This is a genomic window from Amycolatopsis sp. NPDC006131, assembly GCF_040614175.1.
GTDB lineage: Bacteria > Actinomycetota > Actinomycetes > Mycobacteriales > Pseudonocardiaceae > Amycolatopsis_E > Amycolatopsis_E tucumanensis.
Genome location: NZ_JBEXTX010000176.1, coordinates 1 through 11,102 on the forward strand (window position 1 = coordinate 1; position 11,102 = coordinate 11,102).

10 protein-coding genes are annotated in these 11,102 nt (G+C 72.2%); 8 read left to right on the top strand and 2 right to left on the bottom strand.

Going from position 1 to position 11,102, the window contains the following annotated elements; genetic code table 11:
• Positions 1-279: 279 nt before the first annotated feature.
• Both ABZ215_RS41690 and ABZ215_RS41695 read right to left on the bottom strand, forming a co-directional pair.
• Positions 280-1,098 carry an endonuclease/exonuclease/phosphatase family protein gene (locus ABZ215_RS41690; protein ID WP_237338702.1) on the bottom strand — a complete coding sequence of 273 codons (819 nt, stop codon included), beginning with the start codon at positions 1,096-1,098 and terminating at the stop codon, positions 280-282.
• 53 nt (positions 1,099-1,151) lie between these two features.
• Positions 1,152-2,159, bottom strand: a complete 1,008-nt coding sequence (locus tag ABZ215_RS41695) for an LLM class flavin-dependent oxidoreductase (RefSeq protein WP_354956338.1) — start codon at positions 2,157-2,159, stop codon at positions 1,152-1,154.
• A gap of 42 nt (positions 2,160-2,201) precedes the next feature.
• Between ABZ215_RS41695 and ABZ215_RS41700 the strand changes: the two genes are divergently transcribed.
• The 8 genes from ABZ215_RS41700 to ABZ215_RS41735 form a co-directional block, all read left to right on the top strand.
• Positions 2,202-3,017 (top strand): NAD(P)H-binding protein, encoded by an 816-nt coding sequence (locus ABZ215_RS41700; RefSeq protein ID WP_354956340.1) that lies wholly within the window; start codon positions 2,202-2,204, stop codon positions 3,015-3,017.
• A gap of 856 nt (positions 3,018-3,873) precedes the next feature.
• Complete coding sequence (locus tag ABZ215_RS41705; protein ID WP_354956342.1) at positions 3,874-4,899, top strand: LacI family DNA-binding transcriptional regulator; 1,026 nt, start codon at positions 3,874-3,876, stop codon at positions 4,897-4,899.
• Positions 4,896-5,852 (top strand): sugar ABC transporter permease, encoded by a 957-nt coding sequence (locus tag ABZ215_RS41710; RefSeq protein WP_237338699.1) that lies wholly within the window; start codon positions 4,896-4,898, stop codon positions 5,850-5,852. Before ABZ215_RS41705 ends, ABZ215_RS41710 begins: the two co-directional genes overlap by 4 nt.
• 4 nt (positions 5,853-5,856) lie before the next feature.
• Positions 5,857-6,684: a carbohydrate ABC transporter permease gene (locus ABZ215_RS41715; protein ID WP_354712519.1), complete on the top strand. Its 828-nt coding sequence runs from the start codon at positions 5,857-5,859 to the stop codon at positions 6,682-6,684.
• A 26-nt stretch (positions 6,685-6,710) separates the two neighbouring features.
• Positions 6,711-7,985 (top strand): sugar ABC transporter substrate-binding protein, encoded by a 1,275-nt coding sequence (locus tag ABZ215_RS41720; protein WP_354712520.1) that lies wholly within the window; start codon positions 6,711-6,713, stop codon positions 7,983-7,985.
• 34 nt (positions 7,986-8,019) lie between these two features.
• Positions 8,020-9,180: an ADP-ribosylglycohydrolase family protein gene (locus ABZ215_RS41725; RefSeq protein ID WP_354956344.1), complete on the top strand. Its 1,161-nt coding sequence runs from the start codon at positions 8,020-8,022 to the stop codon at positions 9,178-9,180.
• Positions 9,181-9,334: 154 nt separating this feature from the next.
• Positions 9,335-10,663, top strand: coding sequence for an ADP-ribosylglycohydrolase family protein (locus ABZ215_RS41730; RefSeq protein ID WP_354956346.1), 1,329 nt, complete (start codon positions 9,335-9,337; stop codon positions 10,661-10,663).
• Positions 10,660-11,102, top strand: a 443-nt coding sequence (locus ABZ215_RS41735) for a PfkB family carbohydrate kinase (protein ID WP_354956348.1), incomplete at its 3' end; no start/stop codon positions are given. The genes ABZ215_RS41730 and ABZ215_RS41735, both read left to right, overlap by 4 nt.

The following is an 11,102-nucleotide window of genomic DNA, read 5'->3' on the forward strand; positions in this document are numbered from 1 at the left end:
CCGCCGCCATCTGGCACAACCGCGCCACCAGCCAACCCACCACCCGATCCCTGACCGCCTACGACCACTGACCGAGTTACGCATTACTCGTCTAGCCGACCCTCGGCGTGCCGGCCAGCCGGCCGGACCCTCCGCGCGCGGAGGGTCCGTTGACCGTCCACCTCGACCAGTTGGCGTCGGCGCGAGCCAGGAGCGCCGGGGTCCGCGGAACTGCCCACGCTGCGCGAACATCCGCGGACCACGGCGGCAAAGGGCCACGCCTGCCAGCGCGCCTGAAACTCAGTGCCGCACCAGCACGCGGCTCATCAGCGGCAAGTGGTCCGAGGCCACGGGAGCCCCGTCCAGCACCCGCGTCACCAGCGGCTGAACCGAGCGCGACGCGTAGATGTAGTCGATCCGCCGGTCCGGCGCCTCCGCCGGGTACGTCGCGCCCGCGCCCTTCCCGGACACCGGCCACGTGTCGGTGAAGGCCGCGTTCAGCGTCGCGATCTCCGGGGCCTCCGGGAGCGCGTTCAGGTCGCCCACGAGCACCGCAGGCGTGGTGTCGCCGATGAGCTCCGTGATCTGCCGGGTCTGCTCCAGCCGGTCCACCTGGGAACTCGCCGCGAGGTGTGTGTCGTACACGTGCACCGCCACGCCGCGCACGTCCAGCACCGCGTGCAGCAGCCCGCGCTGCTCCTGGTTCGGCGACCGGAACAGGTGCGTGTTGTCCCACGCGGTGATCGGGTAGCGGGACAGGATCGCGGTGCCGTACTGGATCCGCGGGCTGCCTGCGGCGGGCGGGTCCCGGTCGATGTTCGCGCCGAACACCACGTGGTAGCCGAGCATCCGGGCGAGCTCGGCGGCCTGGTCGGCCCACTCGCTGCGCGCCGAGTAGTGCCGGTCCACCTCCTGCAGCCCGACGACGTCGGCGCCGCTGTCCCGGATCACCCCGGCCACGCGCGCGAGGTCGAGCACGTCGTCGGTGCCCTGCGCGTGGTGGATGTTGAAACTCAGCACGGACAGCACCCGCTGCCGCGGCTCGCTCGCGTTCGCGGGCGCCACCGAGGTCAGCAGGATTCCGCTCAGCATCAGCACGATCGCCAGTGTTCTACGCACCCGGCGATCTTCGGCCGCGCACATGAGGGCCGGGTGAACGAGCGGCGAACGTTTCAGCGCCAGCCGGCGTCGGGTGCGACGTCGCGGACGATCGACTCCAGCAGGTGCGCGTTGTAGTCCACGCCGAGCTGGTTCGGCACCGTCACCAGGACCGTGTCCGCCGCCTGCACGGCCGCGTCCTCGGCGAGCTGCTTGGCGATCACGTCCGGCTCGCCCGCGTAGGTCTTCCCGAACCGCGCCACCCCGCCGTCGAGCCAGCCGACCTGGTCCTGGCTGTCCCGTTCCCGCCCGAAGAACCGCCGGTCGACGTCGGTGGTGATCGGGATGACGCTGCGGCTCACCGACACCCGCGGCTCGCGGACGTGCCCCTGGCGCGCCCACTCCGCGCGGAAGATCTCGATCTGCTCGGCCTGCAGCTCGTCGAACGGCACCCCGGTGTCCTCCGTGAGCAGTGTCGAACTCATCAGGTTCATCCCCTGCTCGGCGGCCCACTTCGCGGTGGCGCGGGTGCCGCTGCCCCACCAGATCCGCTCGTACAGCGTCGGCGACTGCGGCTGAATCGCGAGCATCCCGCCGCGGCCGGTCATCCGCGGATCGGCCCGGACGACGCCGCTGCCGCCGATCGCGGTCCGGAAGATCTCCGTGTGCCTGCGGGCCATGTCCGCGTCGGTCTCGCCGTCGGCCGGGACGTAGCCGAACGCGGACGCGCCGTGCAGCGCGGGTTCGGGGGAGCCGCGGCTGATGCCGAGCTGCAGCCGTTCGCCGCTGAGCAGGTCGGTGGCCGCGGCCTGTTCGGCCATGTAGAGCGGGTTCTCGTAGCGCATGTCGATCACGCCGGTGCCGAGCTCGATGCGCTCGGTGCGCGCGGCCATCGCCGCCAGCAGCGGGAAGGGTGTCGAGAACTGCGGCGCGAAGTGGTGCACGCGCAGGAACGCGCCGTCGACGCCCAGCTCCTCGGCGGCCACGGCGAGCTCGACCATCTGCCGCAGCGCGTCGCCGGCCGTCGGGGTGGGCGTGCCCGGCTGGTGGTGGCCGAACGAAAGGAACCCGATCTTCTTCACACCGGGTATTGTCCAGGACTCGACCGGCATCTGGGGGGCACGATGTTTCTCGTCACTGGCGCGACCGGCACGGCGGGCGGGGCGGTGGTGCGCGAGCTCGCCGGGAGTGGTGAGCCGGTGCGGGCGCTGGTGCGGAAGCCGGACGCCGTGGTCCCTGGTGCGGAGCCGGTCGTCGGCGATCTCAACGATCCGGCGAGCGTTCCGTTCGAGGGCGTGACCGGGGTGTTCCTGCTGTCCGGGTACGCGGACATGCCGGGGCTGCTGGCGCGGGCGCGGTCGGCCGGTGTCGAGCGGGTGGTGTTGCTGTCCGGTGGGTCGGCCGCGCTGGCGGATCTGGACAACGCGGTGTCGCGGTACATGACGCTGTCCGAACGGGCCGTGCGGGAGTCCGGTCTGGCGTGGACGTTCCTGCGACCGCGCGCGTTCATGTCGAACGCGCTGCGGTGGCTGCCGCAGCTGCGGGCGGGCGACGAGGTGCGCGTGCAGTACCCGGACGTGCCCGCGGCGTGCGTCGACCCGGGCGACATCGCGGCGGTGGCCGTGCGGGCGCTGCGGGGCGGGCACGAGGGCCGGATCTACGATCTGACCGGTCCCGAGGCGCTGTTGCCTGCCCAGCAGGTGGCGGTGCTCGGGCGCGTGCTGGGCCGGGACCTGCGCGCGGTGGGCCTGTCCGACGAGGAGACCCGGGCCGAGATGGCAGCGGCGATGCCGGCCGACTACGTGGAGGCGTTCGCTCAGTTCTACGCCGAAGGCAGGCTGGACGAGGCCACGCTGCACCCCGATGTGGCCGAGGTGACCGGGCGGGCGCCGCGCACGTTCGAGCAGTGGGCGCGGGAGAACGCGGACGCTTTTCGCTGACTTGCCGCGGAAATTGTCGCGCGCAGGGTCTGAAGTGGACATTCCCGGGCGGAACCTTCGGGGGCGTTCCGAAAGGACGGAAACTCGCACTGCGGAGCGACGCGCCTGACAGTGCGAGACGTGAGACCGCGTGGCAGCGTGGGCGCGGCTCGCGCCTGGAGGCAGATCGCACCGCGGAGCCTGTGATTCGGGCGGGGCAGTGCGGGACGCATCGGAGGCGTGGGGTAGCACGGGTGGCGTGGCGGGGCGTGTGGTTCGGGCGGGGGGCAGCGCGGGATGCGTCGCGGGGCGTGTGGTTCGGGCGGGGGGCAGCGCGGGATGCGTCGCGGGGCGTGTGGTTCGGGCGGGGTAGCGCGGGATGCGTGGCGGGGGCGTGTGGTTCGGGCGGGGTAGCGCGGGATGCGTGGCGGGGGTGTGGCCGCGCGGGGTAGCGCGGGATGCGTGGCGGGCGTGTGGCCCCGCGGGGCAGTGCGGGATGCGCCGCGGGCGTGTGGCTTGCGCGGGATAGCGCGGATGGCGTCGTGGGGAGTGGTTCACGCGCGGGGTAGCGCGGGATGCATCGCGGAGCGTAGGACACGGGCGGGGCAGCGCGGCGGGTATCGCGGAGTGTGGGAAGCTCGTAGCGGAGCGTAAAAACCCCGCCGCGAACAGTAGGGCGAGCGCCACCGCCTGCCGCGCGAGCTCAGCCGCCCGCTGACCAGCGTCGAAGCCGCCACCGCGACCCCACGCGCACCCCGGTGTTGACACCCCTCGAACCGGATGTCACTATTCCCCGCAGCCCCTTGGAATCGTTTCCAACCACCGAGCGTCACGGGTTGGAAACGTTTCCAAGGCAACGAACGACGACGGAGCGACAATGACGTCTACACGGGCCACGCTGCTGCAGGTGGCCGAACGAGCCGGAGTGTCTCTGGCCTCGACCTCGCGCGCCCTGCACGGCACCGGCGCTAGCCCGGCCATGATCGAGCGCGTCCGGGCCGCCGCGGAGGAGCTGGGTTACAGCCCGGACGCCATCGGCCGCTCGCTGCGCATGAAGAAGACCTTCCAGATCGCCTTCGCGGTCGCCGACATCGGCAACCCGGTCTACGTCGAGATGATGCGGGCCATCCACGAGGTCCTCGCGCCGCACGGGTACCGCGTCGTGGTCACGACCACCGGCGACACCTCGACCTCCACGGCCGACCTGGTGCGCAGCCTCAACAGCGGTTTCGTCGACGGCATGGTCATCAGCCCGCTGCGCACCGACGACCGCCTGATCGAGGAGATCCAGCAGGCCGCCGTCCCGGTCGTGGTCATCGGCCGCGCCCTGGACGCCCACGGCATCAGCTCGGTCTCCACCGACTCCGCGGGCGGCATCGGCCAGGCGGTCCGCCACCTGCAGGAACTCGGGCGCCGCCGGATCGGCTTCCTCAACGGCCCCCTCGACACCACCCCCGGCCAGGCCCGCCAGCGCGGCTTCGAAGCCGCCGCGGGCACGGGCCACACCACCGAGCTCGCCAAGGACTTCACCGTCGCCGCCGGCCTCACCGCCGCGCGCCGCCTGCTCGCCGCGGCCCCGGAGCGCCTCGACGCCATCGTCGCGGCCAACGACCTGCTCGCCATCGGTGCCATCCACGCCATCCGCGAACTCGGGCTGTCCGTGCCGGACGACATCGCGGTCACCGGCATGGACGACACCGAGATCGGCCGCGTCTTCCACCCGACCCTGACCAGCGTCTCCCTCGGCAGCACCGAGCGCGGGCGCGCCGCCGCGCAGCTCATGCTCCGCCTCGCCGACGACGCCGGCCAGGACGCGCAGCAGGTCACCGTCGGCCCGGAGCTGATCGTGCGCGGTTCCACCGTCCCCGCCGCGGGCGGGCTCACCGAGGGAGGCCGGCGATGACCCTGGCCGCGGACACCCGCGCCCCCGCGCCCGCACCGGCGCCCCGCAAGCGCCGCAAGGGCACCATGGCCCGCTCGCGCCGCCGCGAGGCGATCGCGCTGGTGATGCCGTCGCTGATCCCGATCCTGGTGCTCAGCGTCGCGCCGCTGGTGATGGGCCTGGCGCTGGCGTTCACCGACGCCCGCCTGGTCCGCAACCCCGACTACGACTTCACCGGCATCGACAACTTCACCAAGCTGGCGGGCAACTCGTTCTTCTGGGACAGCCTCCGCATCGGTCTGATTTGGACGGTCGGCGTCACCGTGCTGCAGCTGGCCGCCTCGATGGGCCTGGCGCTGCTGCTCAACTCGGGCCTCAAGCTGCAGGGCCTGACCCGTGTGCTCGCCCTCATCCCGTGGGCGATGCCGCCGGTCGTCGTGGCGATCATGTGGCAGATGATCTACTCGGCCAACGGCGGCCCGCTCAACGCCTTCCTCGGCAGCGTCGGCCTGCCCGCCGACACCAACTGGCTCGGCGACTTCTCCACCGCCCTGCCCGCGGTGATCGTCGTCGGCGTGTGGGTCGGCATGCCGCAGACCACCGTCACCCTGCTGGCCGGCCTGCAGCAGATCCCGCAGGACCTGCACGAGGCCGCGGCGGTGGACGGCGCGGGCGCGTGGCGGCGGTTCACCGCGGTCACCTGGCCCAGCCTGCGCCCGATCGTCACCTCGATCACGTCGCTGAACTTCATCTGGAACTTCAACTCGTTCTCGCTGGTCTACGTCCTCACCGAGGGCGGGCCGGGCGGAAAGACGATGGTGCCGGTGCTCTTCATCTACCTCGAAGCGTTCAAGAACCGCAACATCGGCTACGCGGCGGCGATGGGGCTCGTGCTCGTGATCATCGTCGTGCTGCTGCTGGCGGTCTACCTGCGGTCGCAGTTCCGCGACGACCGCGCCGAGCGGGGGCGGTGACCACATGCGCGTCCTCCTGCGTCCCGCCCAGTACCTGGCGCTGGCGGCCTACATCCTGTTCCTCGGCTTCCCGCTGCTGTGGCTGATCTCGGCGTCGGTGAAGTCCTCCGGCGAGCTCAACTCGCTCACCGTGAGCCTGCTGCCGCAGCAGTGGCACTGGGACAACTACACCGAAGCGCTCGACCGGCAGGGCCTGGTGCACTCGGCGGGCAACAGCTTGGTCGTGGCGCTGGTGTCCACCGCGCTGGTCATCGTGATCGCGCTGCCCGCGTCCTACGTGCTCGCCCGGCTCAAGGGCAAGATCCGCGCCGCCGGCGTGGGCTGGATCCTGGTGTCCCAGGTCTTCCCCGTGGTCCTGGTGATCCTGCCGCTGTTCCTGATCCTGCGCACCATCGGGCTGGCCGACAGCCTGGCCGGTCTGACGCTCGTGCACACCACCTACACGCTGCCGTTCGCGCTGTGGATGCTGCAGGGCTACGTCAGCGCGATCCCGGTCGACCTGGAAGAGGCCGGCGCGATGGACGGCGCGGGCCGGTGGACCGTGCTGCGCCGGATCGTGTTCCCGCTCCTGATGCCCGGCATCGTCGCCACCGCGATGTTCAGCTTCGTCTCGTCCTGGAACGAGTTCTTCTTCGCGCTGGTGCTGCTCCAGTCGCCGGAGAACTACACGCTGCCCATCACGCTGAACATGTTCATCGGCGGCGAGGGCAAGGTGTCCCTCGGCCCGCTCGCCGCGGGCGCCGTGCTCGCCGCGATCCCCAGCATCGTCTTCTTCACCATCCTGCGCCGGAGGCTCACCAGCGGGCTGATGGCCGGGGCGGTGAAGGGATGAACCCCCGGAAAACGAAAGGTCGGTCAATGAAGTCTCGACGTTTGGTGACGGCCGCGCTCGCGGCGGCCGCGAGCCTGCTGTTCACCGCGTGCTCCAGCGGCGGTGACAGCGCCGGCGGCCCGGTGACGCTCAAGTTCCAGTCCCTGTCGGACCAGCCCGCGGCGATCGCGGCGACGAACAAGATCGTCGACGACTGGAACAAGGCGCACCCCGACGTCAAGGTCGAGGTCGTGCAGGCGGGCTGGGACGGCGTCTACGACAAGCTGATCACGCAGTTCAACGCGGGCAGCGCGCCGGACATCATCCACTACGAGGCTGCCGGCGTCGTCCCGTTCGCCAAGGACGGCTACCTCGCCGACCTCACGCCGTACCTGTCGGAGCAGAAGAAGACCGACATCCCCAAGGGCGTGCTGGACTCGGTCACCGTGGACAACCAGGTGATCGCCTACCCGACCGAGCTGCAGTCCTATGTGGTCTTCGCCAACCGGGCGCTGCTGCAGAAGGCCGGGGTCACCATCCCGGCCGGCGACACGATGACCTGGGACCAGCTGCGGGAGATCGCGAAGGCGACCACCCGCGACGGCGCCTACGGTCTCGGCTGGGGCCTGTCCAGCCCGACCGCCGCGATGGTCGCGCTCGCGCCCGGCTTCGGCGGCAAGTACTTCGACGGCACCGGCACCGACGCGAAGATCAGCGTCGGCCAGGGTGAGATGGCCCTGCCGCAGCTGGTGGACGCCATGGCGCACCAGGACAACTCGATCCTGCCGGTCACGCTGACCCAGTCCGGTTCCAAGGCGCTGGCGCCGTTCTACGCCGGGCAGACCGCGATGACGATCCAGGGTTCGTTCCAGGCCGCGAACATCGCCAAGGACGCGCCCGCCGGCTTCGACTGGGTCGTGCTGCCGCCGCTGGCCGGCCCCGCCGGTCCCGCGCAGGCCGCCAACCCGCAGACGCTGTCGGTGAACAAGGACTCCGCGCACGTCGAGCAGGCCGCGCAGTTCATCGAGTTCTTCACCAACACCGAGAACCTGGCCGCGCTCAACGAGGCCGACGCGCTGATCCCGGCGACCACTTCGGCCCGCGAGGCGCTGACCACGAAGCTCGGCGCGCAGAACGGCTGGAAGGAGATCCTGTCCTCGGGCCAGTACCTCACCTCCGCGCCGTACCTGTTCGTCGACAAGTACGCGCAGTGGAAGGACACCGTCGCTACCCCGGCCTACCAGAAGTTCCTGGCGAAGCAGATCGACGCGAACGGTCTGTCGAAGGAACTGACCGACGGCTGGAACTCCATCAACCGGTAGCGACCGGACCATCTGGAAGGGAAACGTGAAGCCGGTGACCTGGCTGGAAGACCGAGCGGTGGCGGTGATCACCGGGGCGGCCGTGGGGGACGCGCTGGGTGGCGCCACCGAGGGGTGGACCCCGGAACAGATCGAGGAGCGCCACGGCGGCCGGGTGACCGGCATCGTCGGGCCGTGGTTCCCGAACTGGCGGGAGGCGCGCCCGATCGCGCCGTACCACAAGGGGGACGGGCACGTCACCGACGACACCCTGATGACCCGCGCGCTCGTCGAGGTGTACGCGAAGCGCCGCGCGCACCTCGACGCGTACGCGATGGCCGAGGACCTGGTGCCGCTGATGATCGGCGAACCCAGGTGGGTGCCCGAGCTGGAGTCGACCGCGCTGCTGCTGCAGCGGGTGTTCCTGGCGGAGAAGTGGATCGTCGCCCGGCTCCACTACGGGCACGTCGACCCGCGGGAGGCCGGCGTCGGCAACGTCGTCAACTGCGGCGCCGCGATGTACGTGGCGCCGGTCGGCATCGCGAATGCCGGGGACCCGCGCGGCGCCTACGCCGAGGCGATCGACCTGACCGGCGCCCACCAGTCCAGCTACGGCCGGGAGGCGGCCGGCGTGTTCGCGGCGATGGTCGCGGCGTCGGTCGCCCCCGGCGCGACGCTGGACGACGTGGTCGCGGCGGCGCTGGACGTCGCGCACGACGGCACCGCCGCCGCCCTCCGCGCCGTGGTGGACGCCTTCGACGGCTGGACTTCCGCACCGTCCAACGACGACGAGGAGCGGGAGCTGGCCCGGCTGATCCGGGACACAGTCGCGCCCTACGACTCGGTGGGGCCGCAGTACCGGCAGATGTCGATGGACGCGCGGCGGCCGTCGCGCACCAAGTCGATCGAGGAGCTGCCCGCCGCGCTCGGGTTCGTGCTCGGCCACCGCGGCGACTACCGCGGCGCGGTGCTGGGCGCGGTGAACTACGGCCGGGACGCCGACTCGATCGCGGTGATGGCGGGCGCGCTTTGCGCCGGTCTCGGTGGCACGGCGGCCGTGCCCGCCGACTGGATCGACGCGATCGGCGAGGCGAGCAGGATGGACCTCCGCGAAACCGGGCGGCTGATGGCCGCGGCGGCCGCGGACATCCTGAAGGCGGACCGGGAGCGCGCACTGGCGCGGCTGCGGACGCTCGACGCGCTGGACCAGGCGTGACGGTGCGGGACGACATCAGCTGGGGGTTGTGTGAGGAGGGTGGCGTGACTGTGCGGCCGGAGTGGCGGGATCCGGTGGTGATCGCGGGGCCGGTGAGTCGGCAGGTGGGCACGCGGCAGGCCGGGGCGCCGCCGCGGCGGATGGGGGAGCGGTCGTGAGGCTGACCTGGGCGCAGCCCGAGGACCTGCTGGCGCACGAGCTGGTGCAGTCCGCCGCCGAGGGCCGGGACGTCACCGTTATCCGGGACCGCTGGGTCGCGGCCGGTGGCGACCCGGTGCCCGCGGTGAGCGGCGCCGGTCCGCGGCCGGCCACCCCGGCGCTGCGGGCGCTGGCCCGCGACCTGCTCGACGAGCTGGCCGCGCTGCCCGCCACGCCGGCGCCGCACGAGCCGGACGACTGGGACGCCATCGCCGGGCTGCTGCCGCCCGCGCCGGAACTGCCCGGCGGCAGCGGGCGCGTGCTGGACGCGTGGACCGGCCGCGCCGCCGGGTGCCTGCTCGGCAAGCCGGTCGAGAAGATCCCCCGCGAGGGCATCGAGGAGATCCTGCGCGCCACCGGCCGCTGGCCGCTCGACCGCTGGTTCACCGCCGTCGGCCTGCCGGACGAGGTCGCCGCGCGGTGGCCGTGGAACCGCCGCTCCGCCCCGACCTCGCTGGCGGAGAACATTGACGGGATGCCGGAGGACGACGACCTCAACTACCCGATGCTCGCGCTCACGCTCCTGGAGCAGCGTGGCCGCGGGTTCACCACCGACGACGTCGCGCAGCTGTGGCTGGACAACCTGCCCGCCGGGCGGGTGTTCACCGCCGAGCGCGCCGCCTACCGCAACATCCTGGACGCCCGCCCGGTGCCGGAGACCGCCACGCACCACAACCCGTTCCGCGAGTGGATCGGCGCGCTCATCCGGACCGACGTGTTCGGCTGGGTCTCGCCGGGCGACGTGCGCGCCGCGGCCCGGATGGCGTGGACCGACGCCCGCCTGAGCCACACCCGCAACGGCATCTACGGCGCGATGTGGGCCGCCGCGCTCGCCTCCGCGTCGATGGTGTGCGGCACGGCCGACGAGGTGCTGGACGCGGCGGAAACCGTGATCCCGCCGGACAGCAGGCTCGCGCAGGCCGTCCGGTTCGGACGGTCGCTGGCCGGTCTCGGCGTCGACGCGGGACTGGACCGCCTGCACGCCGAATACGGGCACCTGCACTGGGTCCACGTTCTGAACAACGCGGCCGTCATCGCCTTCGCGCTGGCCAGGGGCGGCGGCGAGTTCGGCCCGAGCATTTCGATCGCGGTCACTGCGGGCTGGGACACCGACTCGGCGGCCGCTACTGTCGGCGGCGTCGTCGGCGCCCTGCACGGGGTGCCGGACCAGTGGGCGAAACCGCTGGACGACCGCATCGCGACCTCGCTGCCGGGCGGGGAGCAGCGCATCACCGACCTCGCGGCCCGCACGGCCGCCCTGACCGTGGAACGAGGTGCCGCATGACCGGGCAGGTCGTGGTCGTCGGCTCGGCCAACGTCGACCTCGTCGTCGACGTGCCGCGCCATCCGGGTGGCGGGGAGACGATCCTCGGCGGCGACCTGCGCCGCACCCCGGGTGGCAAGGGCGCGAACTCGGCTGTCGCCGCGGCGCGGGCCGGGGGAGCGGACACCACGTTCGTCGGGGCCCTGGGCCGCGACGAGTCCGCCGATCTGCTGCTGGCCTCCCTGGAGCGAGCCGGGGTCCGCACCGACCTGGTGTCCCGTGTGGACGCTCCGACCGGGACCGCGCTCATCACCGTCTCCCCGGACGGCGAGAACGCCATCGTGGTCGCGCCCGGCGCCAACGCGCGCCTCGAACTGACCGCCGCCCAGGTCGAGCGGATCGCGCACGCCGACGTCGTGCTGGCGCAGCTGGAGATCCCGCTCGACATGGTGCGCGCGGC

Bases quoted from the DNA above. Each gene is read 5' to 3' on its own strand.
- ABZ215_RS41700 (WP_354956340.1), top strand. From the start codon at position 2,202: ATGTTTCTCGTCACTGGCGCGACCGGCACGGCGGGCGGGGCGGTGGTG.
- ABZ215_RS41705 (WP_354956342.1), top strand. From the start codon at position 3,874: ATGACGTCTACACGGGCCACGCTGCTGCAGGTGGCCGAACGAGCCGGA.
- ABZ215_RS41710 (WP_237338699.1), top strand. From the start codon at position 4,896: ATGACCCTGGCCGCGGACACCCGCGCCCCCGCGCCCGCACCGGCGCCC.
- ABZ215_RS41715 (WP_354712519.1), top strand. From the start codon at position 5,857: ATGCGCGTCCTCCTGCGTCCCGCCCAGTACCTGGCGCTGGCGGCCTAC.
- ABZ215_RS41720 (WP_354712520.1), top strand. From the start codon at position 6,711: ATGAAGTCTCGACGTTTGGTGACGGCCGCGCTCGCGGCGGCCGCGAGC.